Genomic DNA, 23,914 nt, shown 5'->3' on the forward strand with positions numbered 1-23,914 from the left:
GATGGCCGGGACACGCCCGGCCATGACGGCCCACATCACGGCTGATGGAACTCCCATGCGCGGCAAGGACGTCCGTCTCGACCAGGTCTGCATCCGGTTCGGCGATTCCACCGCCGTCCAGCCGACCGACCTCGCCATCCATGCCGGCGAGTTCTTCTCGATCCTCGGGCCCTCCGGCTGTGGCAAGACCACCCTGCTGCGCACCATTTCCGGCTTCATCGAACCGACCGAGGGCCGCGTGCTGATCGGCGGCGAGGACATGGCGGGCAAGGGGCCGAACGAGCGCCCCACCGCCCTCATCTTTCAGAATCTCGCGCTGTTTCCGCTGATGAGCGTCGCCGAGAACGTTGCCTTCGGGCTGGAGGCGCGCGGCGTGCGCAAGGCCGAGCGGCTGCGCCGGGCGCAGGAACTGCTCGACCTCGTCGCGCTGGGCAGCTTCGGCGACAAGAAGCCGTCGGACCTCTCCGGCGGCCAGCGCCAGCGCGTCGCCATCGCCCGGGCGCTTGCCGTCGAACCGTCCGTACTGCTCCTGGACGAGCCGCTCTCGGCGCTCGACCTCAAGCTGCGCCAGCACATGCGCACCGAGCTGCGCGCCATCCAGAAGCGCGTCGGCATCACCTTCATCTACATCACCCACGACCAGGGCGAGGCCCTCGCCATGTCGGACCGCGTCGCGGTGATGAGCCGCGGCAAGCTCGAACAGGTCGCGGATGCCGACATGCTCTATGCCGACCCGGCGACACCTTTCGTCGCCACCTTCGTCGGCGAGCAGAACGTGCTGCGCGGCGCGGTCGCCAGCCTGTCGGACACCGTCGCCACCGTCGACACGCCGATCGGCCGCGTCGAAGGCCGGATCAAGGGACCGCTCAAGCTCGGCGAGCAGGCGCTGGTGATGGTGCGTCCCGAGCGCATCGCGCTCGGCGCCGGCGGGGCGAACGCGGTCGCCGCCCGCCTCGTCTCGCGCAATCTGGAGGGACCGGCGGTCAATCTCGCCTGCGCCGCCGCCGGCCAGACGCTCACCGTCACCGTGCCGAACGGCCCGGCCGTGCGCGACCTGCCGGAGGAGCTGACGCTCTCCTTCGGCGTCGACGACGCGCTGGTCTTCGCGGTGGGAGCACTCGCCCATGGGTAGCCTCGCGCGCGCCTATGGGAGGCCGCTGGCCTCCGTCATCGCCGGCATCGCGGTGCTGTGGATCCTCGTTCTCATCCTCGTGCCGCTCGGCGCGATGGTCGAGCAGTCGCTGTGGTGGCGCGAATCCAAGGGCGACATCTCGCTCACCATCGACCGGCTCTACAACGACATCTCGCTGATCGAGCTCGACCGCGACGCAGAGACCGACCCCACCAGGAAGGCCGCGCTCGACCAGAGCCTCGCCGAGAAGCAGGCCGAGGCGACGGCGCTCGAGGCGCAGGAGCAGGACCCGCCCAAGACCTACGGCCTCGCCAATTTCACCCGCATGAGCGGCCTGCACCTCTACATCTTCGTGCGCACCATCTTCTACGCGCTGATGGTGACGGCGCTGGCGCTCATCGTCTGCTACCCCGTCGCCTATGTGGTGGCGCTGGCCAGCGGACCGCGCAAGGCGATCATACTGATGGTCGCGCTCATCGTTCCCTACGCGATCAACGAGCTGCTGCGCGTCTATGCCTGGCTGATGATCCTCGACTATCGCGGCGTCATCAACGGCGTCCTGCAATGGATGGGTTTCATCGATCTCGACGCGAGGGAGTGGATTCCGTTCCTGGAAAACCCCTCCGCCGTCTTCCTGGCGATGATCTACACCTATGTGCTGTTCATGGTGTTCCCGATGGTGAACACGCTGGAGACGCTGGACCGCAACCAGATCGAGGCCGCGCGCGATCTCGGCGCCTCGACGCTGCGCATCCATCGCCGCGTGATCATCCCGCACGCCAAGCCCGGCATCGCGGTCGGCTGCATCATGACCTTCATGCTGTCCGCCGGCTCCTATTCGGTGCCGGCGATCATGACGCGCGGCCAGGGCGGCGACTGGTTCAGCCAGCTCGTCTACCGGCAGTTCTACGAGAGCAACAACTGGAACATGGGCTCGGCCTATGCCGTGTCGCTGCTCGTCGTGTGCACCGCCTTCATCCTGCTGATGATGCGCCTTTTCGGCGTCGGGCTCAGGGACATCGCGAAATGACGGGGTGTCGCGTGTCTCATCCTCCGGTCGAAGTCCACGCCACGTGCCTTTTCCTCTCCCCGTCGGGGAGAGGGAGCCACGGCGCCCACCGTCTAACGGGAGCCGCCCCATGAGCACCGCCACCGAGAGCGCCGGCGCGCGGCTGGTGCTGAACCTCTATATCGGCCTGTTCGTGCTCTATCTCTTCCTCCCGTTGGCGGTGATGTCGGCGGCGGCGTTCAACTCCTTCGACTATCCGTCCGTCACGCAGTGGCATGGCTTCACCCTGAAATGGTTCGTCGCCCTCGCCCATGACCAGCGCCTGCTGCAGGGGTTGGTGAACTCCGTGCTGGTGGCGCTGGGCGTCATCGCCGTCTCGATCCCGGCGGGGCTCTCCGGCGCGCTGATCCTGACCCGGCTCGGCCAGCGTTCGGGAACGATGCTCTATTCCGTGCTGGTCTCGCCGGTGCTGACGCCGGGCATCATCCTCGGCATTTCGAGCCTGATCTTCTGGCGCGAATTCGGCGTGCCGGGCGGGCTGTTCGTCGCCGTCATGGCGCAGTCGAGCTTCATCGCCTCCTATGCGATGCTGCTGTTCCTCGCCCGGCTGCAGCGGCAGGACCGCACGCTGGAGGAAGCCGCGCTCGATCTCGGGGCGAGCCATACGCTGGTGTTCCGCCGCATCACCCTACCCTTCCTGGCGCCGACCTGCTTCACCGCCGCCGTTGTCGCGTTCCTGCAATCGTTCGAGAACTACAATACCACGGTGTTCGCCATCGGCGGCGAGTGGACGCTCGTTACCGAGATCGCCTCGCGCCTGCGTTTCGGCCTGTCGCCGGTGATCAACGTGGTCGGCGTCATCTTCGTGGTGCTGACGCTGGTGGCCGCCGTTTCCTATGTGTTGCTGAAAAGCAAGCCCAAGACGCAATAACGCCGTCCGATATCTGTCGGACGGCACGTACGACACCCTCTAATACCTGCGCTAATCCATAAGTATGATCTGACGACCCTCCGTATAATGGAGGAGCACACGCCTGCATGGCATCGACTCGCCAGGCAGGGGAGCAGGAACGATGCACTATGTGATCGCTATACTCTTGAGCGCGGTCGTACTTGCGGGCGGTGTACGTGCGGCTTCTGCCGAGAGCACAAGTATCGGTGCGACCTACACCACCGAGCGCGGCCCGCAGGACTTCAGTTCCACCACCGGATCGGACTGGCAGGTCGGCCTGTCGCACAGTTTCGACAACAAGGTGTCTATTTCCGGGACGGTGAAATATTACGATACCGCCGGAACCAGCAATTCGAAGACGAACGCGCAGTTCGGCATCGGCTACACCTACGATATCGGCAAGCTGTCGCTGACGGGAACGGTCGGTGCCGGCCAGCACTTCATCCATTCGGACGATTCGACGAGCTTCCCCTATTACTACGTGACGCTGGCGGGCTCGGTGCCGATCGCCGAGAAATGGACCTGGAACATTTTCCGGGTCCGCTACCGCAATGCCTTCGACAGCGCGAACGACTACGACACGCCCGAGGTCGCGACCGGCGTTGACTACAAGATCGACGCGCACAACAGCGTCTCGCTGATGATCGAGCGGGACTGGTCGAACGGCACGGCGAGCTATACCGGCATCGAGTTCGGCTACCGCTACCGCTTCTAGCGGATCTTCACGGCCAGCTCGCGCGGATGGCTCGCGCGGATGGCTCTCACGCCAACGTGAATCCATGTCGCGTGACCACGAGGGACGGGAACCCTAGCCTCCGGGCACGCAAGATTCCCCAGCCATGGAGAGCCCACCGATGGATAAGCTGCCCATGCCCCGCGACGCCCAGTCGTCCGCGCACGGATTGTCCCGCCGCCACGTCATGGCGGGCGCCGCCGCCCTGCCGCTGGCGGCCTCGCTCGCCGGCGCCGCCACCCTGGCCGGTGCGACACCCGCCGCCGCCCAGACCTCCTCCGGCCAGCAGGTGCCGGGCCTCTATCGCTACAAGGTCGGCACGATCGAACTGACCGCCATCAATGACGGCGCCCGCCGCTTCCCGCTCGCCGACGGCTTCGTCCGCAACGCCTCGCGAGCCGACGTCAATGCCGCGCTGGAAGCCGCCTTCCAGCCGACGGACGAGATGACGGTGCAGTTCAATCCGCTGCTGATCGACAATGGCGGCAAGCTGACGCTGATCGACACCGGCAACGGCCCGCAATCGGGCGCATCGACCGTCGGCCGCCTGCCGGCCAATCTCGCCTGGGCCGGCATCAAGCCGGCGGACATCGACACCGTCATCATCTCGCATTTCCACGGCGACCACATCAACGGGCTGCGCGCCGCCGATGGCGGCCTCGCCTTCCCCAATGCCGAGATCCTGGTGCCGGAAGCCGAATGGGCGTTCTGGATGGACGAGGGCGAGATGAGCCGGGCGCCCGACGCGCTCAAGGGCAATTTCCAGAACGTGCGCCGGGTGTTCAAGGACATCGACAGCAAGGTGACGCGCTACGGCTGGGACAAGGAGATCGCCCCCGGCCTCACCTCGGTGGACGCCTCCGGCCACACCCCCGGCCACACCGCCTTCATCCTCGCCTCCGGCGACGGCCGGCTGTTCATCCAGTCGGACGTCACCAACACGCCGATCCTGTTCGCCCCGAACCCCGACTGGCAGGTGCAGTTCGACATGGACGGCGCCAAGGCAGCGCAGACCCGCCGCCGCGTCTACGACATGCTCGCCGCCGAGCGTCTTCAGCTCACCGGCTACCACTACCCCTTCCCGGCCACCGGCTTCATCCGCAAGGAGGGCGAGGGCTACGCGGTGGTGCCGGCGCTCTGGACGCCGGTGCTCTGAACCGGGCTGCGGCGCCGGCCGGGTTGGCAATTTTGCCGGGGCGGGGCTATGTCTCGCCCCGATCGCCAACCGCCAGCCGAGGACGGCCCCATGACTGACACCGCTTCCGTGACGCTTCCCGACCGCCTGTCGAGCGATCCGAGCAGCCCCTTCTACAATGCCGAACTGCTGGAGCGCGGCATCGGCATCCGCTTCAAGGGTGCCGAGAAGACCAATGTCGAGGAATACTGCGTCAGCGAGGGCTGGGTTCGCGTCGCCGTCGGCAAGGCCAAGGACCGCGCCGGCAACCCGATGACGGTGAAGCTCAAGGGCACGGTCGAGCCCTATCTGCGCCCGATCGAGGGCTGAGCGCCCCGGTGCCGCGCGGCGACGGGCGCGATAGGGCGGCGACGCCCTCGCCTCACCCCTCGGTTTCGGCGGCGATCCAGTCGAGATAATCGGCATCGCCGCCCACGACCGGGAGGAACAGCACCGCCGGCGCCTCGTGGGGATGGCGGGCGCGCACCGCCTGCGCCACGGCCTCGGCGAGGTCGGCGCGGGTCTTCAGGATCATCACGGCTTCCTGCGCGCGCTCGATCTCGCCCTGCCAGCGATAGATCGACACCATGCCGGGCAGTATGTTGACGCAGGCGGCGAGCCCATCCGCCACGATGGCCCGCCCGGCGGCTTCCGCCTCGACGGCACCCGGCCAGGTCGTATAGATCATGACTGTGCTAAAGCCGCCTCCGGGCATCGCCACCTCCACCCACGCATCGGGCCGTCCAGTATGAACGAAGTCGCCCGCCCCGCCGGCCAGAGCAGCGTGGAAGCCGACTCCACGCCAACCTGTGGCCGCATCGCCTTCGTCGCGAGCGACGCCCCCGACGCCGTGCAGGCGCAGGGCCGCCTCATCGCGCGCTACGGCAACATCGCGCCGGAGGAGGCGGACATCATCGTCGCGCTCGGCGGCGACGGCTTCATGCTGCAGACGCTGCACCGCTTCCGCGACAGCGGCAAGCCGATCTACGGCATGAATCGCGGTTCCGTCGGCTTCCTGATGAACAGCTTCCGCGAAGAGGACCTGCCCGAGCGCATCGCCGCCTCGCAGCACGTCGTCATCCACCCGCTGATGATGGAGGCGACCGACGTCAATGGCCGGCAGCACCGCGCCTGGGCGATCAACGAGGTGTCGCTCATCCGCCAGTCCTACCAGGCGGCAAAGCTGCGCATCGCCATCGACGGCAAGGTCCGCATGGAGGAGCTGATCTGCGACGGCGTGATGGTCGCCACCCCGGCCGGCTCGACCGCCTATAATCTTTCGGCGCAGGGACCGATCCTGCCCATCGGCACGCCGCTGCTGGCCGTCACGCCGATTTCCGCCTTCCGGCCAAGGCGCTGGCGCGGCGCGCTGGTGCCCGACAGGGCCCGCGTCGACATCGCGGTGATGGAGTTCGAGAAGCGGCCGGTCAACGCCACCGCCGACCATTTCCAGGTGCTCAACGTGGTGGCCGTGCGCGCACGCCTCGACCAGGCCTCGTCGATGACCATGCTGGTCGACCGCGACCACTCCATCGAGGAGCGCATTCTGGCGGAACAGTTCGGCTGAGCGGCCTCAGGCCGCCAGTGGGCTGAGCGGCCCCGCCGCCGGCGGATCGGGCGGCCTCAGGCCGCCAGCACTTCCGCCGGCCCCCTTTCGCGAGCCTCGACCTGCCAGCGGTGCAGCAGCCCCACCACGCGGTTGCCCTCGGCGCTCTCGCCGGTCGCTTCATAGGCGGCGAGCACCTTGTCGACGATGCGCAGCCGAAGGCCGGGCGTCTCGTCCTGTTCGTCGAGATACGCCTCGGCCTGAACCACTTCGAGCGCCGTGCGGAAGGCGACGAACGCCCCCGCCGGCAGGCCGAGCCGCTCATAGAGCAGGCGGAAGGCGTCGCCCGAACGGTCGGCGGTCAGCGCCGCCACATGGTCGACCGGAATGCCGGAGCTGACCGACACCGCTTCGAGGAACAGGCGCATCTGGCCGGAGAGCAGCGAACGCAGCACCAGCGCCGAGGTCAGCTCGCCGCGCGCCTGCAACCCTTCGACGAGGGTGCGTATCTCGGTGAAATGGCGCTTGCCGGCCTGCGTCACCGTCGCCTGATCGCAGGCCTCGCGCGCCACGCGGGCCGCCTCGCCCGGCGTCAGCCACTGCCGTTCCTCGACGAAGGCCGAGAGCGTGCCGGCCACCACGCGGATCAGCGCCTGATGCGCCGCCGCCGGCAGGTCCGGACGGACCAGCAGCGCCTCGCGCAGCTCCGACACCTGCCCGAAGCGGGCCACGATATGGCCGAGCGCGAAGCCGGGAACGTCCGCCGTGGGATTGCGCACCAGCGCCAGGCAGGCGCCGACGTCGCCGACTTCCGCCAGCACGGCGCAGATCGGCGCCGGCAGTTCCTCGCGGCGGGCGATGGCCGCCTGCTTGCCGGGATTGCCCGAGGCGCAGAACTCGATCAGCTCGCGCATGTTCAGCACCGGCGAATGCGCCAGCACCGCCTCCCCCGCCACGCCGGGCAGCGCCGCCAGACGAACGACGACATCGGCCGGCACGAGCGGATGCCGGCTCAGCGCGGAAGCAAGCTCGAACTGCACCAGCGGCGAAGGATCGGCAGCGATCTGCGGCAGCGCCGCGTCCATCTCGGCCCGATCCTCGGCGCCGAGCTCGGGTCGCACATAGGCCCGGCCCAGAGCCGCCACGGCCTTGGCGCGGGCGTCTTCCGGCGCGGTTCGCGCCCATTCCAGAAACTGACGCACGATCATCGCCGTCTCCCGGCTCAATCCATCGATGACGTGATGATGCGAGCGGGTCGCTTAAGAAAACGTTGACCATGCGCGAAGAATGACGGCGCGGCCGCTCAGTCGCCGCTGCCTTCCTGCGCGTCGAGGCTCGGCGGCGTCACCTGCTCGCCGAGCATCACCTCGACCACACCGTTCTCGCCCGGATCGACGGTGAACTCCTTCGTGTAGGTCTTGCCCTCGAAGCGGGCGACCGCGGTGTATTCGCCCTCCGCCAGCACGAAGGTCGGCTGGGTGTTGATCGATTCCTTGATGCTGTCGCCGCCCGGCGTCAGCACCGACCATTGCGTCTCGGTCAGCGCGTCGCCGCCGGCGACCTTGACCAGCCGCAGCGCGACCTCGCCGGCGCGGTGGTGCAGCACCGCGTCCGTCACCTTGCCCGGCGCCACGGCGACGTCGGCCTGAATGACCGCGTTGCCCTCGCCATAGGTGGAGACGACATAATAGTCGCCGGCCGGCAGGATGATCAGGTCGCCGGAATTGGCGCCGCGATAATAGGGCCGGCTGGCGGCGCGCCCCTGCAGGAAGCTGCCCTCGAAGATGTCGTAGGTCACCTTCTCCGACGGAATCGGCTTGTCGTTGACGTCGCTGTGCAGCGTCACCGCGCCGGCCGGCACGACGAGCTGCTCGCGCCGCGATTCGTCGCCCACCACGATACGCCGCGCCACGCTGGCGAGGCCGTAGGCGACATGCACGACATAGCCGCCCGGCGAGAGGAAGAACACTGGCGCGGGATCCGCCGCCTCGGCGACCAGCGGATAGGCGCCCGAGGCTTCAGGCCGATCGGCGAAGACACGCCAGACGAGCCCGCGCGGAATCAGCGGCTCCCTGTCGCCGAAGCGCGCGCTCATGCCGATAGCCACCTTGCCGGCCGGCGGCTGCGGAAGGATCGTGTGCGGATCGCCGGATTCCGCCTGCTCTGCCGAGGGCAGCCGCGCCGCCGGCCCGGCACTGCCCGAAGGCGGCGGCGCCGGCGGCGGCGAGCCGACGAAGGGAAGCGCCTTGGAAGGCTGGAACTGCGACGGCGACGGCGGCGACGGGAAGGGCGACAGCTGCGCCACGCTCACGCCCTCCGCCGCGGCTGCAGCCGGCAGCCCCGCAGCGGCCGCCACGACCACGCCGACCAGCGCGCCGGCCAGGGCCAGGGCGCGGGCAACGGCGCGCGCCGTCGCCACGGCAGGCCCCCGCGCGGGCACGGCCTCGCCCGCGCGCGCACCTTTCCCGAACAGAAGGGCGGCAAAGGAGCGGATGACGTGGCGAGGGATGTAAGGCATCGGCGCCGTTGGTGCCCCCAAACGGCGGCAAATTCAAGTCGGACAATGCCGCGCCCGATGGCGCCTGCGCACGGCCGCCGCGACCGGTGCCGTCAACAGCGCGTGCACGCGCGCGGCGCCGTCTTGGTCGTCCGTCCCCGTCATGCTAGGCGCAACGGCAACAAGGATTGGATCGCCGACATGACCGCAGCCACGCCCCACGCCCTGAGCCTCCTCAAGACGCGCAAGAGTCCGAAAATCTTCGACCTCGCCTCGCCCGGGCCGACGCCGGCGGAGATCGACGAGATGCTCGCCGTCGCCTCGCGCGTGCCCGATCACGGCAAGCTCGCGCCGTGGCGCTTCATCGTCTTCGAGGGCGAGGGACGCGCACGCGCCGGAGAGGCCATCGCCGCCGTCTTCCTGCAGGACAATCCGGAGGCCGACGCCGACCGGGTCGCCATCGAGCGTACGCGCCTTTCGCGCGCGCCGGTGGTGATCGCCGTGGTCTCCAAGGCCGGCCCGCATGCGAAGATCCCGGAATGGGAGCAGACGCTGTCCGGCGCCGCCGCCTGCACGCTGCTGGTGCTGGCCGCGCACGCGCTCGGCTATGCCGCCACCTGGCTCACCGAATGGTACGCCTATGACGCGCGGGTGCGCGCCGCGCTGGGCCTCGCCGAGAACGAGCGCTTCATCGGCCTGGTGCATATCGGCACCCTCGCCCGGCCGCAGGAGGACCGTCCGCGCCCGGCGCTCGCCGACATCGTGACGCGGTTCTGAGCCATGTTCTACGAACCCGCCCGCCACAATCACGGCCTGCCGCACAATCCGCTCAAGGCCATCGTCGCCCCGCGGCCGATCGGCTGGATCTCCACCCTGACGGAAGACGGCGTGGCGAACCTCGCCCCCTACTCCTTCTTCAACATGGTGAGCGAGAGCCCGGACATCGTCATGTTCTCCAGCGCCGGTCTGAAGGACACGGTGCGCAACGTCATGGCGACCGGCGAGTTCGTCTGCAATCTCGCCACGCTCGAACTGATCGAGGCGGTCAACCTCACTTCCAGGCCCATCCCGCCCGGCGAGAGCGAATTCGATCTCGCCGGGCTTGAGAGGGCGCCGTCGCGTCTGGTGAAGCCGCCACGTGTGGCCGCCGCGCCCTGCGCGCTGGAATGCGTCTGGATCGAGACGCTCGACATCAAGGACCGGCACGGCGCCGCCTCCGGCCGACATGTCACCTTCGGCGAGATCGTCGGCGTGCACATCGATGAGCGGTTCATCGAGAACGGGCTGGTGCGCACCGACAAGCTGCACAGCCTCGCCCGCGACGGTTACTTCGACTATTCGTGGGTCGACACCCTCCGTTCCCTGCCCCGCCCGCTCTGACGGACCGGCAGAAGATCGCCTGCACGTTGCCGGACTCCGCGTAGCCCGGCAGGACGCGCTCGCACGCCATCGGCCGGCACGCCGATCACACGTCGTGGCGATCCGCGCCCGGTCGATGGTCGCGACGTCTCAGCAGGGAATCGCCTGCATGTTGCCGGACTCCGCATAGTCCAGCAGGACGCGCTCGCACGCCATCGGCCGGCACGCCGATCACACGCCATGGTGATCCGCGCCAGGTCGATGGTCGCGACGTCTCAGCAGGGAATCGCCTGCATGTTGCCGGACTCGCGCAGCCCGGTAGGACGCGCTCGCGCGCCATCGGCCGGCACGCCGATCATACCCCATGGTGATCCGCGCCCGGTCGATGGTCGCGACGTCTCAGCAGGGAATCGCCTGCATGTTGCCGGACTCCGCATAGTCCAGCATGACCCTGTCGCGCGTCATCAGCCGGTAGCCCTGATCGCGCGCCGTGGCGATGAGCACCCGGTCGATCGGGTCATGCGGTGGCAACCCGGGAAGGAACGAGGAAGCGATCAGCGTATCCGCCGTGAGCGCCGCGACGCTCATGCCGGGAAGCGTGGTCAGCGCCACGAACCACTTCGCCGGATCCATCGCCAACCGCAGTCGCCCCTGCTCCACCAGCATGCCGATCTCCCATGCCGACATGGGTGACACCGCAATCGGCGCGCCGCGCAACCGGGCCTCGATCAGAGTCCCCCTTGCCTCGTCGGACACGGGTGCTCCCTGTGCGACCCAGATGGCGGCGCATGTGTCGAGAAGAAGTGGCATTCCCATGTCACCCCCCCATCGTCCATTCGCCGTTTATGGGCTGAGTGAGGTCGGTGCCGGGTTCCACATGGATGGTTCCCTTCAATCCGCCGAAAAGCCCCGCAAGCGGCGATCCGGTCGATGCAGGCACGGGGCGCACGCCGCCGGCGCCCGCTGACCCACTCGCAAGCTGCCGGCTGAACACCAGCTTGCGCCCACCCATGTCGACTTCCTCGGAACGGAAGCCGGCAGCCAGCCAGGCTTTGGTCATGACACTGTTGGTTGGGTTATTGCTCCACCAGGCCCGGTGATTGAACGCGGACTGCGGAAGATTCGCACCAACAATCCGTTCTATGTCCTCAAACGACATAGTGATTCTTGGCTGCGTCCGACTCGACAGGAATGTCGTTAAGGCACTGTACTTTGACATAGTTACCCCCCTATGTACCCGCACAGTAACCATCATAACGCGATCAAAGTAAATTTTAAGTGCAGATCTTGCGAGCACCACTCGGCGGCACCCGACTCCGCCAGTCGCCACGCCGTTCCGACGCCCTGAAGCAAAGAAAATCGAACCTCGAACCGGCCACCGGGATGATCCGGCGCTCGAGACGACGTCCCGACAGGCCCAGGTACTGCCTGTTCACCGCGCGAGAGGCAAAAGCGCAACCGTCGATACCCGCCGGGGCGCAACCAGGGGACACGCAGGAAAAACCGCGAAGTCGGGCTTTCTACATGGGTATGTCACTGTTTGTTGAAATGTTGCCGCCCGAGATCTCGAAAACCGCCATTCCGGAACACAGGCTTGACGTTCACAAACGCCTATATTGCATTATTTTTACGAGATATCTCAATGGCTCGATGGCAGCGGAACGTCTTCTCGCACCCATCAGTACTTCGTCGTAGTTAGCACCAATAGGCACCGCAACACTGCTTCGAGTGACGTCGGCAGTGTAAATTTGATGTAGAAATTCGCCCGATACGGACGATGCCAACCTGGCCCCCTCCGGCAGTGAGGAACCGGGCGCTGCCCACTCGTCGCCGTCGATTCGCCGGATCACGCGCCTCGTCGCCGTCGGATGTCGGATTCGGTCGCCCGGAACGGGAACTCGACAGGGCCTCACCGACCGACCAAACGACGCTCCAGTCACCGAAGAAGGAACCAGGCACCGCAGAGTACATAGAGTATGCCATTGCGGGTTGGTGTACTTTTCTCCGTCTTCGGCATTCGACCGGACCATCTTCGCATTCCACATCAGGCGAAGCGGCTAATTACCTGTTGTTTATCTGTAATACACAGAGCGCCCGACTAATCCGAAGGGATGCTGTAGCCTGCACTCGATAGCAGTTACCACGCCTCTGCACCGACACAGTGACAGCGACAACTGTACCAGTGCAAATTTTAGGTACAGCTCAACGGGTCATGCAGGGCCGGATCAATTAAACTTTGACGAAAGTCGATCACGGCGCCCCGAAGAATCACGCTCACGCAGTCGGCAAGAACTTATTTACCATAAAGGCGTTAATATCCAGCGTGTGAATGTGTTGAGGGTTGCAAATCATGCCGGATCTTGATCGTCGCTCCATGCTCGGCCTCGCAGCGGCCGGGGTTGCGCTTGCGCTGGCCGGGTGCAACCGAACCACCCGGGCAAGCGCGCCCGCCACCCCCATCTCACCGGTGAGCGCCTATGCGTCGACCGGTGCCTACGGGCCGGCGGCCGATCGGTTCCCCATCGCCGAGCTCGATGTCTCGCAGATCAATCCGGTCTATCTCCGCCGCGAGGTGCCCTACGCCACGAACTACCCGCCCGGCACGATCATCATCGATCCGCACGAGCACTTCCTCTATTTCATCCAGCCGGGTGGCACCGCGATGCGCTACGGGGTTGGTGTCGGCAAGGAAGGGTTTGGCTGGTCGGGTACAGCCACCATCAACTCCAAGCAGGAATGGCCGGACTGGTATCCCCCGAAGGAGATGATCGACCGCCGGCCGGACATCAAACCGCAGCTCTCGCAGCTGCGCAGCGGCCAGGGCGTCGCGGGAGGGCCGTCGAACCCGCTCGGCGCCCGGGCGATGTATCTGTGGCAGAACGGCAAGGACACGCTCTATCGCATCCACGGCACGCTGGAGCCCTACACGATCGGCACCAACGTCTCGTCGGGCTGCATTCGCATGATCAATCAGGACGCCATCGACCTGTATAATCGCGTCAATGTCGGCACGAAGGTCGTGGTCCTCGGCTCGGGCGCCGGCGCCTGAATTGCGACCTGTCCGCCGGGCCCGGGCATCGCGTTTCGGGGACGCCCGGCGGGGTCGGAGGCGAGCCTGTCTTATTCCTGCAACGGTATTTTTCCGTAACCCAATACTCTCCCGGCGGAGATGTTGCGGATCTGTCACGACGCCGCATCCGCCGGCGCGCGATCTCCGCGGGTGCGCGGAGCGGATGGCGAGGCGCCGGCCCCCCGGCCGCGGCTCCACGCCGGCCGACGCGCGTCGCGAGGGAGGCTGGCCCGCATCGTGCAGCTTCGAGGCTGGACGGTGCCCGTCACTCCCGCCGCGCGCGATTGCGGTGATCGGGCTACGGTATCATTCTGTTTCCGGCTGGAGGCCTTGGGGATGAGCGGCAGAATCATCACGATTGCGCAGCAGAAGGGCGGATCGGGCAAGACGACGCTCGCCGCGCATCTGGCCGTCGCCCTGGCGCAGGCGGGCGGACGCGTGGCGCTGCTGGACTGCGACCCGCAGGGCAGCCTCGGCGAATGGTTCGAGGCCCGCGAGCAGACGCTGGGCGAGACCTCCACCGGCCTCACCTTCCGCACCGCGTCCGGCTGGGGCGCGCGCCGCGAGGCCCGCAGCCTCGCCCGCGACTACGCCTTCGTGGTGATCGACACGCCGCCCAAGTCCGACGTCGAATCCCGCCCCGCCATCGAGGTCGCCCATCTCGTCGCCGTGCCGGTGCAGCCGACGCCGATCGATCTGTGGGCGACCCGCCCGACCCTCGACATGATCGTCAAGGAAGGCACGCCCTCCCTGCTGGTCATCAACCGCGCGCAATCGCGCGCGGCGCTCACGCAGGAGATCGGCGAGGCGATTCTCGCTCTCGGCCATCCCGCCGCGCAGACCCGGCTCGGCAACCGGGTGGCGTTCGCCGCCAGCATGGGGGACGGGCTGACCATACTGGAAACCGCCCCCGGCTCGAAAGGCGCGCTCGAAATCGAAACGCTCGCCGCCGAATTGCGGCAGCATCTGGGCGATTGAGCCGCCCCGGCGCGCCCGGCGCCGGATACCGACGACGTTTCCGACGCCTTCATACAAGAAGGTTTAGCCGGCTCACGAAACTTTGAGCCATTGAAACGGTAGGTATCGTGTCGCGCACGATCAAGTCGCGCTCACCGAAATGTTATTGCATTCATGCAATGCACGTGATGCACATGAATTGCGTGCACTGCATCAATGCCCGACTTAGCTTCCGTCTCACCAACCTGGCAGGTCGCTTCGACGACCGCCTCGTCGAACATAGGAGACGGAACTATGAACAAGCTCATTCTCACGGCTTTCGCTGTTGCCACTCTGGGCCTCACCGCCGCCGCTCATGCGGATGGCCGCGATCCGGCCGAGCGCGCCGCCTATAATGAGACGATCCGCAATTCCGCGCAGCACGTTGTGCCGAATGCGGGCCTTGTCGAAGGCCGCAACGCCGCGGTCGCCGCGCCGACCACCGGCGTCGAGCCCTATATCCAGCAGCAGATCGAGCAGAACGCGCGCAGCACCCGCTGAGCGCGGCAGGGCGGCGCCCTTCCCCCCAAGGGACGCCACCTGACAGAGGCGCGGGTGGCAGCATCCGCGCCTTTTTCATGTCCGCGGCGCGGCCATCGCCGTGCTTCGCGGGCTCCTGCAGGCACGGTGTCGGCAGGGAACCCGCGAAGCGCGGCGCGTGGATCGCACATCCGCGAAAGATTGCATTCTTTCCCCGGCGAGGTTGACCCTACCGGCCATGCACGGCAATCAGGGGGTGACGTTTGGCAAAAGAAAGCCAAAATTCACCGCCGTGACGCTAGGTTCGCGGCTTCATCGAGGGCGTTGGCACATCTGTCGCATCGCCTTCATGGTCGCGGAACCAGCGCCGGGGGCGAGGATTGGGGTGCCGAAGGGACACATGGCGGTCGTGTCGTACGCGCGCGTTCTGCGTCGCGCTGGTGGCGATCGCCCTGACCGCGGCGCCGGCCCGCGCGCAGCTCTTCGGCGGCGACAACAGCGCCTCCGAACAGGACGGCGCGTCCAGTCCCGGCCTGTTCGGCTCGCTGATCAACCTGTTCAGCCCGAAGCCGCTGGCCGCTTCCGGCCCGCCCGCGCCCGACGCCACGCCTTATACGGTGACCTTCGACATAACCGGCGGCGACAGCGCCCTCGCCGACGCCATCAAGTCCGCCTCGAACCTCGAGCGCCTTGACCAGCGCGCGCCGGCCGGCGCCGCCGGCCTGGTGCGCCGCGCCCTGGCGGACCGGCGCGACATCAACGCGGCGCTTTATTCTGCCGGCTATTATGGCGGCATCATCCGCATCAGGCTGGCCGGCACGCCGCCCGACGCGCCGAACGTGTTCGAGGTCGTCGAGGCCGCCCGCAAACGCGGCCCGGTGCCGGTGCAGGTGACGGTGACAGCCGGTCCGCAGTTTCATTTCGGCCGCGTCGCGATCCTCGATGCCGGCACTCGCCGCCCGCTGGCGGAGGCGCCCACGGCAGCGCGCCTGCGCCTCGTCTCGGGCGAGCCGGCGCGCGCGACCTCGATCGTCCGCGCCGAGAGCATGATCGTCGATCACTGGCGGCTAAGCGGCCACCCCTTCGTCCGCGTCGTCGACAAGGACGTCGTCGCCGACCATGCGGCGAAATCGGTCGACGTCACGTTCTACGTCTCGCCCGGCCCGGTCGCCACTTTCGGCCGCTTCACCGTCACCGGGGCGGATTTCCTCACGCCCGGCTTCATCGAGGAGCGGATCGAGATTCCGCCCGGCACGCCCTATTCGCCGGAGGTGCTGGATCGGCTGCGCCGCCGCCTGCTGGAATACGAGGCCATCGCCAGCGTGCGCATCCGCGAGGGCGAGCGGCTCGAATCGGATGGCAGCCTGCCGATCACCATAGAAGTGGCGCCGCGCAAGCCGCGCTATGTCGGCTTCAGTGCCACCTATTCCTCGACCGACGGTTCGGCCATCAACGCCTATTGGGGCCATCGCAACCTGTTCGGCGGCGGCGAGACGCTGCGTCTCGACGCACAGGCCTCCTGGTTCGGCGAGAAGTCCGAGGCGGTGCCCGATGCCGATCCGTTCGGCTACAAGCTCGCCGCCTCCTTCGTGAAGCCGGGCATCTACACCGCGCAGGACGACCTCGTCGCCGACGCCGCCGTGCTGCGCGAGGTGACGAACGCCTATGTGCGCGAGGCCGTCACGCTGCTGGTCGGCGTCCGCCATCGCTACAGCGACGCCCTGAGCCTGCAGGTGAGCATCGACCTTGAAGAATCGCGCGTCGAGGACAGCACCGGCACGAATAATTACGGCATCGTCGGCGTGCCGATCGAGCTGACCTATGACAGCACCGACAACAAGCTCGATCCCTCGCGCGGCTGGCGGGCCTCGGCGGTGGTCGAGCCCTTCGCCTATCTCGGCGATGCCGGCGCCGGCCCGACCATGATCACCGGCTCGGTGTCCACCTATCACGCCTTCGACGAGGACAAGCGCTTCATCCTCGCCGGGCGCGTGGCGGCGGGCAGCATCATGGGCGCCGGGCTCTACGACGTGCCGCCGCAGCGGCGCTTCTATGTCGGCGGCGGCGGCTCGCTGCGCGGCTACGAGTACCAGTCCGCCAGCCCGCGCAACGAGGACGGCATCATCATCGGTGGCCGCAGCTTCTTCGAGGCGTCGGTGGAAGCGCGCGTGCGCGTCACCGACACGATCGGCATCGTTCCGTTCTTCGACATGGGCTCGGCCTTCGCGACGGAATATCCGGACTTCGACGGCATGAAGTACTCGGCAGGCGTCGGCCTGCGTTACTATACGTCGATCGGTCCGTTGCGCGTCGATTTCGCCTTCCCGCTCAATCCGGGACCGGACGATGGCGATTTCGGCGTCTATGTCAGTCTGGGGCAAGCCTTCTGATGCGACGCGCACTCACATATTCCGGCATCGTGCTGCTGTCGCTGACAGCGCTCCTGCTCGCCGCCTTCGGCGCGCTGCAGACCCCTCCGGGCAAGGCGCTGCTGGCGAGCCTGGGCTCCTCGCTCGCCTCGACGCCCGGGCTGCAGGTCTCCATTCGCGGCATTGGCGGCCTCGTGCCGTTCGACATGAGCGTCGAGAGCATCGAGCTGGCCGACGCCAAGGGGTCCTTCGCCCGCGTCGAGGGCGCCCGGCTCGACTGGCGGCCGCTGGCGCTGCTGGCGCGCCGCGTCGACGTGACGACGCTCTCGGCCGCCCGCGTCGTGCTGGAGCGGTGGCCCGAGCTGCCGCCCTCCGAGCCCTCGTCGTCGGGCGGTTCGTCCTTCGCCCTGCCGGTGCGGATCGCGACCCTGTCCATTCCCGAGATCGTGCTCGACGAGCCGGTCGTCGAGCACGCCGCCCGGCTGTCGCTGAACGGCTCCGCCGACCTCGCCTCGCTGGCGCAGGGGCTCTCGCTCACCTTCGCTCTGGAGCGCCTCGACGCGCCCGGCACGCTGACCGGCTCGGCCGCCTACGCGCCCGACAGCGGCCGGCTCGACCTCGATATCGCCGCGCGCGAGCCGGCCGGCGGGCTGATCGCCCGCGCCGCCGGCTTCGACGGCCTGCCGGAAATCGTCGCGACGCTGAAGGGCGCCGGCCCGCTCGACGCGTGGGACGGCCAGCTCCGGCTTTCCGTCGGCGACCTTGGGCAGGCCAGCGGCGCCGCCGGCATCCGCGCCACGCCGGACGGCCATCGCCTGACCTTCGCGATCGATGCCGACATGGCGCGCCTGCTGCCGGCCGACATCGCGCCGCTGTTCGAGGGCCGCACCGAGCTCGCCGGCGCCGGCACCCTGGACGACGGCAGCAACGTCGACATCGAGAACCTCACCGCCCATGCCGCCGGCCTGCGGGCGAGGATCTCCGGCACGCTGGACGCGTCGCACACCGCCAACCTGACCTTCGACGCCACTCTGCCGGCTTCCGCCCCCTTCGCGGCGCTGGTCCCGGGCGCCGCATGGCGCAGCGTCCATGCCACGGGAACGCTGACGGGCGCGCTCGACGCGCCGGCGGTGGAGGCGAAGCTCGACGCCACGGGCCTGTCCGGCCTCGGCTATGGCGCCGGAACGCTCGCCGCCACGCTGCGCACCGTTCCCGATGCGGCCGGCAATCTCGCCCTCGACATCGCCGGCACCGCCGAAGGCCTCTCCGCGACCGACCCGAAGGTCGCCGCCGCGCTCGGCACCTCGGCCCGGTTCACCGCCGCCGGTTCGGTGCCGCGGGGCGGGGCGCCGGCGCTGGAAGCCGCCGCGATCGACCTGACGGCGCTCGCCGCGCGCTTTTCCGGCCGTGCCGATGCAAGCGCCATCGACGGCGATCTTTCCGTCGCTCGGCTCGACCTCGCCGCTTTCTCCCCCCTCGCCGGCCGCCCGCTCGCCGGCACCGCGACGCTCGATGCGCGCCTGTCCGCCGCTGCCGATCTCAGCCGCGCGAGTCTCCAGCTCAAGGGCGGCGCGCGCGGGCTGGCGACCGGCATCGCCCGGCTCGATTCCCTCATCGGGCGCGAGCTGCGCATCGATGGCGCATTGGCCCGCGACGGCGGCAATGCGCTTTCCGTCAGCGATCTGCGGATCGACGCCGACGGCATCGCCGCGACGGTGAACGGACGCATCGGCACGGACCTCGCCGATCTCGCCGCGCGGCTGACGCTCGACGATCTCGCCCGCCTCGACCCGCGCCTCGGCGGCGCGCTGCAGGCCAAGGCGACCTTCGAGGGCACGCTGGAGAAGCTCGGCGTCAAGGCGACGCTGCTGGTGCCGCAGGGCGTCGCCGAGGGGCGTCCGGTGCGCGACCTCGCGCTCGACATCGTCGCCACCGACTTGACCGGCGCTGTTGCCGGCACCGCGCAGCTCTCCGGCGAGGTCGGCGGCAAGCCGGCGCGCGGCGCAGCGGCGCTGGCGACGCTGGCGGACGGCACGCGGCGGCTCGACGGCCTCGACCTCGCCATCGGCTCGGTGACGGCACGCGGCAACCTCGCCATCCGCCCGGATGGCCTCACCGACGGCCAGTTGACCATCGCCGCCGGCGACCTCGCCGATATCGCCGCCCTCGCCCTCACGGAGATGGCAGGAAAGCTGAACGCCGATGTCGGCCTGTCCGTCGTCGATGGCCGTCAGCGCGCCGCGGTGCGGGCGAACGCGGAGCAACTGAGCGCCCTTGGCCGCTCGGTCGGCACGGCCAACATCGACGCGACAGTGCTCGACGTGCTCGGCGTGCCGCTGCTCAACGGTACGGCGGATCTGCGCGCGGTCGATCTTTCCGGCCTGACCGTCGAGACCGCGACGCTGCGCGCCAACGGCAATGCGTCGGGCACCGATCTCACCCTCGACGCACTCGCGCAGGGCACGACGCTGCGCGCCGCCGGGCGGCTGGAACCGTTGCAGGACGGCGCCCGCCTCCGCCTCGATCGCCTCACCGCCGCGCGGGGCACCCTCACCGCCGCCACCACCACGCCCGCCACCTTCACGCTGGGCGGCGGAAGCGTGGCCATCGACCGGCTCGCCCTCGCCGCCGGCGGGGGCTCCGCCACGTTCTCCGGCTCCATCGGCGAAAGGCTCGACCTCGCGGTCGATCTGCGCGCCCTGCCGCTGTCGCTGGTCAATCTGGCCGCGCCGAGCGCCAATCTCTCCGGCACACTCGCCGGCTCGGCCCGCATCAATGGGACCGCCTCGGCGCCGACCGGGACCTATGATCTGCGCGTCGCGCGCCTGAGCAATCCGGACCTCGCCAGCTCCGGCGCCGGGCCGTTCGACATCGCGGCGAACGGCACGCTCGGCAATGGCCGCGCGCAGATCCGCGCCACCGTCACCGGCCAGCATGTGCAGGGCTTCACCGTCACCGGCTCCGTGCCGCTCGGCGCCGGCGAGCTGGACCTCGCCCTGCGCGGCGCGATCAATCTCGCCATCGCCAACCCGATGCTGGCCACCACGGGCGCGCGCGTCACCGGCGTCGCCAATGTGGACGCCACGCTGCGCGGCACGGCCGCCGCGCCGCGCGCCGGCGGCACGGTGCGCCTGAGCGGCGGACGCTTCGACGATTCGGTGAACGGCGTGGCGCTGAGCCAGATCGAGGCGGTGCTCACCGGCACGGACCGCTCCGTCACGATCACCAGCCTGCGCGCCAGCACCACCAATGGCGGTAGCGTGAGCGGGCGCGGCAGCGTCGCGCTGGACCCGGCCGCCGGCTATCCCGGCCGTATCGATTTCGATCTCAACAATGCGGCGCTGGTCAACAGCGACCTCATGCGGCTGGTCGCCGAGGGGCGGCTCGGCATCGAGGGCGCGCTCCTCAACGGGCCGCGCCTCACGGGGCGTCTGGTGCTGCGCGCGCTCGACATCAACGTGCCCGACCGTTTCCCCGGCGGCGTGCAGGACCTCGATGTCCGCCACGTCAACGCCAGCGCGAAGTTCAAGGCGAAGAGCCCGTCGGTGCAGCGCCCCGCAACGCCGAGCCGCGACGGCATCGGCCTCGATCTGGTGCTGTCGGCGCCGAACAACAACGTGTTCGTGCGCGGCCTCGGCATGGAGGCGCAGCTCGGCGGCGAGCTGAAGCTCAGCGGCACGACCCGCGCGCCGGTGACGCTCGGCGCCTTCGAGCTGCGCCGCGGCACCTTCGATTTCGGCGGACGCCGGCTCACCTTCACGCGCGGCCGCATCACCTTCACCGGCACCACCGACCCCGAGCTCGACTTCATCGCCGAAACCACCAGCTCCGACATCACCGCGCGCGTGCTCGTCTCCGGCCCGGCCTCGCGCCCCACGGTGAGCTTCACCTCGACGCCGAGCCTGCCGCAGGACGAGGTTCTGTCCCGGCTGCTGTTCGGCCGCTCGGCCGGCTCGCTCAATGCCGGCCAGGCGGTGCAGCTCGCCCAGACCGTCGCGCAGTTCTCCGGCGGGGCCGGCGCGCTGGAGAATGTCCGGCGCTCGCTCGGCGTCGACAGCCTCGAGCTCGGCGCCAATGCGGAAGGCACTGGCGGCCAGTTCGGCATCGGCCGGCGGCTCAACGACAACATCTATCTCGGCGTGCGGCAGGGCACGACGTCCGGATCGAGCCGCGTGACGGTCGATGTCGACGTGACGAAGAACATCCGCCTGCAAGGTGCCACGGGCGCCGACGGCTCGGCCGAGGTCGGCATCGGCGCCCAGTGGGACTATTGAGAGGGCTCAGGCAGTCGCCGCCTCGCCCACGCCGTAGCGCGCGGCGGTCTTTCCGCCCGCCAAACCCGATAGGGCGCGCAGGCGCGCATCGGTCACGCCATCCCAATCGGCGATATCGCGCAATGCGGGAATGGTGATGGTCTCCCCGAGATCGAACCCGGCGAGGGCGGCACCGACCAGATCCTCCACCGACATCACCAGCTCCGGCGGCAGTCCGGAAACTGTTCCGGCACAAGCGCCGCGACCGAGGCGATATTGACGAGCGCACCCCTGCGCCGCGCCGAGAAGGCGGTGACCGCGGCCACGGCGAGATGCGTGAACGCCGCGACGTTGAGCTGAACCATCGCGTCAATCATGCCGGCATCGGCTCCGGCGACCGGACCTTCCGTCCCCCTGCCGGCATTGTTGACGAGCAGCGTGATGGCAGGATCATCGCCGATCCGCGCTGCAACAGCCTCCACACCCGACGGATTGCCGAGATCGGCCGCAAACGCCTCGGCCTAGCGGCCCGTCTCCCGGGCGATCGCTTCCGCCAGAGCTTCGAGGCGCTCCCGGTGGCGCGCCAGCTGCTGCGCATAGACCTTGCCGATGCCGCTGGAGGCTCCGGTGACCACGGCGGTGCCGTGGGATGTGTCCGAGCTCATGATGGGCTCCATTTCCGCTGGCTGTTCGGACAATCCGAACAACCGACTTTGTCATGATAGTCATCATCAATAAGTTTCGCGGCGGTCCGCCAGCCGGCACGATCCATTCATCGTGTGCTTTCGTAGAAGGCCGAGCCTCGCTACGGTGCCCGTCACATGCCCGCCTCCCCTGAAGCTCCCGCCCTCGTCTGGTTCCGCGACGATCTGCGCCTCGACGACAACCCGGCGATCGAGGCGGCGCAGGCGAGCGGCCGTCCGCTGGCGCTGCTCTATGCGCTCGACGAGGAAAGCGAGGGCCTGCGCCCGCTGGGCGGCGCGGCGCGCTGGTGGCTCGGCCGCTCGCTCGCCGCGTTGGCGACGTCCCTCGCCGCCCGGGGCGGCCAGCTCATCCTGCGCCGAGGCAGGGTCGGTGTGGTTGTCCGGGAACTCGTCGGTGAACTCGGCGCCGGAGCGGTCTATTGGAACCGTCGCTACGGCGCCGCCGAGATCGCGCTGGACACGGCGATAAAGGCGGACCTCGCGGAGCGCGGGGTCGCCGTCGAAAGCTTCGGCGGCAACCTGCTGCATGAGCCGTGGACCGTGCGCACGCAGGCCGGCGGCCCGTTCCGCGTCTTCACGCCGTTCTTCCGCCAAGCCGCCCAGCGGCCGACGCGTTCCCCCTTCCGGGCGCGCACCGCATGGCGCTTCGCGCCGATCCTGCCTGGCGACCAGCTCGAGGACTGGGGGCTGGAGCCCACCGGACCCGACTGGTCCGGCGGCCTGCGCGAGAGCTGGCGCCCGGGCGAGGCTGGCGCCCGCACCGCGCTCGACACCTTTCTCGGGCTGGGTCTGGCGGGCTATGCCGAGCGGCGCGACCGGCCGTGCATGCCGCACGTCTCGCGCCTGTCGCCGCATCTGCGCTTCGGCGAGATCTCGCCGCACCAGATCCTCGCGGCGCTGCGCCATGCCGAGGCGGCGGGCGAGCCCTCCGCCCGCGACGTGGAGAAATTCGTCAGCGAGCTCCATTGGCGGGAATTCTCCTACCACCTGCTGTTCCACTTCCCCGACATCGCCCGCGAGAACTTCAATCGCCGCTTCGATGCCTTTGACTGGCAGCCCGACGCCGCGCTGGAGCAGGCGTGGCGCAGGGGGCTGACGGGCTACCCGTTCGTCGATGCCGGCATGCGCCAGCTCTGGCGGACCGGGTGGATGCACAACCGCGTGCGCATGGTCGCCGCCTCGTTCCTGGTCAAGCACGGCCTCATCGACTGGCGGCGCGGCGAGGAATGGTTCTGGGACACGCTGGTCGATGCCGATCCCGCCAACAACCCGGCGAGCTGGCAATGGGTCGCCGGCTCGGGCGCCGACGCCGCGCCCTATTTCCGCATCTTCAACCCCGTCAGCCAGGGCGAGAGGTTCGACCCGGACGGCACCTATGTTCGCCGTTTCGTGCCGGAACTCGCCGGCTTGCCGGCAAAGGTCATCCACAGGCCATGGGACGCCACGCCCGACGAGCTGCGGCGGGCCGGCATCGTTCTCGGCGAAACCTATCCGCTCCCCATTGTCGATCATGCCGACGCGCGCCAGCGTGCGCTGGCCCGCTTCGCACGCATTCGCGGGGATTGACGATCAAGCCGGTTGCCGAGCCCGGTATGGCCCACTAATTTCGTGGACCTTCGAGAAACGGCAAGAGAAATCAG

General features: G+C 68.7%; 23 protein-coding genes. 15 read left to right on the top strand and 8 right to left on the bottom strand.

The genetic code is table 11. From position 1 onward, the window contains the following. The first annotated feature begins 55 nt into the window (after positions 1 to 55). From AC1PZ7_RS16005 to AC1PZ7_RS16030, 6 genes are all read left to right on the top strand, one after another. A complete protein-coding gene (locus tag AC1PZ7_RS16005; RefSeq protein ID WP_482359657.1) occupies positions 56 to 1,132 on the top strand; it encodes an ABC transporter ATP-binding protein in 1,077 nt (358 codons plus the stop codon). Beyond that, entirely contained in the window at positions 1,125 to 2,162 is a 1,038-nt protein-coding gene (locus AC1PZ7_RS16010) for an ABC transporter permease (protein WP_482356195.1), read from the top strand. The genes AC1PZ7_RS16005 and AC1PZ7_RS16010 overlap by 8 nt, the downstream gene beginning before the upstream one ends. 109 nt (positions 2,163 to 2,271) lie before the next feature. After that, positions 2,272 to 3,072 (top strand): ABC transporter permease, encoded by an 801-nt coding sequence (locus tag AC1PZ7_RS16015; protein WP_482356196.1) that lies wholly within the window; start codon positions 2,272 to 2,274, stop codon positions 3,070 to 3,072. Between the two features lie 166 nt (positions 3,073 to 3,238). Then, positions 3,239 to 3,808, top strand: a complete 570-nt coding sequence (locus tag AC1PZ7_RS16020; protein ID WP_482356197.1) for a hypothetical protein — start codon at positions 3,239 to 3,241, stop codon at positions 3,806 to 3,808. 139 nt (positions 3,809 to 3,947) lie between these two features. Continuing rightward, complete coding sequence (locus tag AC1PZ7_RS16025; RefSeq protein ID WP_482356198.1) at positions 3,948 to 4,982, top strand: MBL fold metallo-hydrolase; 1,035 nt, start codon at positions 3,948 to 3,950, stop codon at positions 4,980 to 4,982. Positions 4,983 to 5,072: 90 nt separating this feature from the next. Beyond that, on the top strand, positions 5,073 to 5,330 hold the full coding sequence (locus AC1PZ7_RS16030) for a DUF3297 family protein (RefSeq protein WP_482356199.1): 258 nt from the start codon (positions 5,073 to 5,075) through the stop codon (positions 5,328 to 5,330). Between the two features lie 52 nt (positions 5,331 to 5,382). Here the strand turns inward: AC1PZ7_RS16030 and cutA are convergent, their stop codons facing one another. Further along, positions 5,383 to 5,688, bottom strand: a complete 306-nt coding sequence (cutA, locus tag AC1PZ7_RS16035; RefSeq protein ID WP_482356200.1) for a divalent-cation tolerance protein CutA — start codon at positions 5,686 to 5,688, stop codon at positions 5,383 to 5,385. A gap of 60 nt (positions 5,689 to 5,748) precedes the next feature. On the opposite strand from cutA, the gene AC1PZ7_RS16040 reads away from it, so the two are divergent. Further along, complete coding sequence (locus tag AC1PZ7_RS16040) at positions 5,749 to 6,567, top strand: NAD kinase (protein ID WP_482356201.1); 819 nt, start codon at positions 5,749 to 5,751, stop codon at positions 6,565 to 6,567. 56 nt (positions 6,568 to 6,623) lie between these two features. Here the strand turns inward: AC1PZ7_RS16040 and AC1PZ7_RS16045 are convergent, their stop codons facing one another. After that, the gene (locus tag AC1PZ7_RS16045; protein ID WP_482356202.1) at positions 6,624 to 7,754 is read right to left on the bottom strand and encodes a DUF2336 domain-containing protein; all 1,131 of its coding nucleotides are present in this window, start codon (positions 7,752 to 7,754) and stop codon (positions 6,624 to 6,626) included. A 95-nt stretch (positions 7,755 to 7,849) separates the two neighbouring features. Beyond that, entirely contained in the window at positions 7,850 to 8,965 is a 1,116-nt protein-coding gene (locus tag AC1PZ7_RS16050; RefSeq protein WP_482356203.1) for a hypothetical protein, read from the bottom strand. Positions 8,966 to 9,244: 279 nt separating this feature from the next. Between AC1PZ7_RS16050 and AC1PZ7_RS16055 the strand changes: the two genes are divergently transcribed. After that, the gene (locus tag AC1PZ7_RS16055; protein WP_482356204.1) at positions 9,245 to 9,820 is read left to right on the top strand and encodes a nitroreductase family protein; all 576 of its coding nucleotides are present in this window, start codon (positions 9,245 to 9,247) and stop codon (positions 9,818 to 9,820) included. Between the two features lie 3 nt (positions 9,821 to 9,823). Next, the gene (locus AC1PZ7_RS16060) at positions 9,824 to 10,423 is read left to right on the top strand and encodes a flavin reductase family protein (RefSeq protein ID WP_482356205.1); all 600 of its coding nucleotides are present in this window, start codon (positions 9,824 to 9,826) and stop codon (positions 10,421 to 10,423) included. Between the two features lie 378 nt (positions 10,424 to 10,801). On the opposite strand, the gene AC1PZ7_RS16065 is transcribed toward AC1PZ7_RS16060, so the two are convergent. Both AC1PZ7_RS16065 and AC1PZ7_RS16070 read right to left on the bottom strand, forming a co-directional pair. Then, the gene (locus AC1PZ7_RS16065; RefSeq protein ID WP_482356206.1) at positions 10,802 to 11,218 is read right to left on the bottom strand and encodes a type II toxin-antitoxin system VapC family toxin; all 417 of its coding nucleotides are present in this window, start codon (positions 11,216 to 11,218) and stop codon (positions 10,802 to 10,804) included. A gap of 1 nt (position 11,219) precedes the next feature. Further along, complete coding sequence (locus tag AC1PZ7_RS16070; RefSeq protein ID WP_482356207.1) at positions 11,220 to 11,657, bottom strand: DUF7662 domain-containing protein; 438 nt, start codon at positions 11,655 to 11,657, stop codon at positions 11,220 to 11,222. Between the two features lie 1,095 nt (positions 11,658 to 12,752). Here AC1PZ7_RS16070 and AC1PZ7_RS16075 point away from each other — a divergent pair. From AC1PZ7_RS16075 to AC1PZ7_RS16095, 5 genes are all read left to right on the top strand, one after another. Next, the gene (locus AC1PZ7_RS16075) at positions 12,753 to 13,451 is read left to right on the top strand and encodes a L,D-transpeptidase (RefSeq protein WP_482356208.1); all 699 of its coding nucleotides are present in this window, start codon (positions 12,753 to 12,755) and stop codon (positions 13,449 to 13,451) included. Positions 13,452 to 13,808: 357 nt separating this feature from the next. Continuing rightward, positions 13,809 to 14,450 (top strand): ParA family partition ATPase, encoded by a 642-nt coding sequence (gene parA / locus AC1PZ7_RS16080; RefSeq protein ID WP_482356209.1) that lies wholly within the window; start codon positions 13,809 to 13,811, stop codon positions 14,448 to 14,450. Positions 14,451 to 14,723: 273 nt separating this feature from the next. Then, positions 14,724 to 14,969 carry a hypothetical protein gene (locus tag AC1PZ7_RS16085; RefSeq protein ID WP_482356210.1) on the top strand — a complete coding sequence of 82 codons (246 nt, stop codon included), beginning with the start codon at positions 14,724 to 14,726 and terminating at the stop codon, positions 14,967 to 14,969. A gap of 419 nt (positions 14,970 to 15,388) precedes the next feature. After that, a complete protein-coding gene (locus AC1PZ7_RS16090) occupies positions 15,389 to 17,338 on the top strand; it encodes an autotransporter assembly complex protein TamA (protein ID WP_482356211.1) in 1,950 nt (649 codons plus the stop codon). After that, the gene (locus AC1PZ7_RS16095; RefSeq protein ID WP_482356212.1) at positions 17,338 to 21,591 is read left to right on the top strand and encodes a translocation/assembly module TamB domain-containing protein; all 4,254 of its coding nucleotides are present in this window, start codon (positions 17,338 to 17,340) and stop codon (positions 21,589 to 21,591) included. The genes AC1PZ7_RS16090 and AC1PZ7_RS16095 overlap by 1 nt, the downstream gene beginning before the upstream one ends. 6 nt (positions 21,592 to 21,597) lie before the next feature. Here the strand turns inward: AC1PZ7_RS16095 and AC1PZ7_RS16100 are convergent, their stop codons facing one another. Genes AC1PZ7_RS16100 through AC1PZ7_RS16110 form a run of 3 tightly spaced genes read right to left on the bottom strand, consistent with a single transcriptional unit; the run spans position 21,598 to position 22,235 of the window. After that, a complete protein-coding gene (locus tag AC1PZ7_RS16100) occupies positions 21,598 to 21,786 on the bottom strand; it encodes a hypothetical protein (RefSeq protein WP_482356213.1) in 189 nt (62 codons plus the stop codon). Next, entirely contained in the window at positions 21,786 to 22,052 is a 267-nt protein-coding gene (locus AC1PZ7_RS16105; protein ID WP_482356214.1) for an SDR family NAD(P)-dependent oxidoreductase, read from the bottom strand. Before AC1PZ7_RS16105 ends, AC1PZ7_RS16100 begins: the two co-directional genes overlap by 1 nt. A gap of 39 nt (positions 22,053 to 22,091) precedes the next feature. Next, the gene (locus AC1PZ7_RS16110) at positions 22,092 to 22,235 is read right to left on the bottom strand and encodes a hypothetical protein (RefSeq protein WP_482356215.1); all 144 of its coding nucleotides are present in this window, start codon (positions 22,233 to 22,235) and stop codon (positions 22,092 to 22,094) included. A gap of 156 nt (positions 22,236 to 22,391) precedes the next feature. On the opposite strand from AC1PZ7_RS16110, the gene AC1PZ7_RS16115 reads away from it, so the two are divergent. After that, positions 22,392 to 23,840 (top strand): cryptochrome/photolyase family protein, encoded by a 1,449-nt coding sequence (locus AC1PZ7_RS16115; RefSeq protein ID WP_482356216.1) that lies wholly within the window; start codon positions 22,392 to 22,394, stop codon positions 23,838 to 23,840. The last annotated feature ends 74 nt before the right edge of the window (positions 23,841 to 23,914 follow it).

This window comes from Ancylobacter sp. TW_SC_1 (assembly GCF_056836805.1).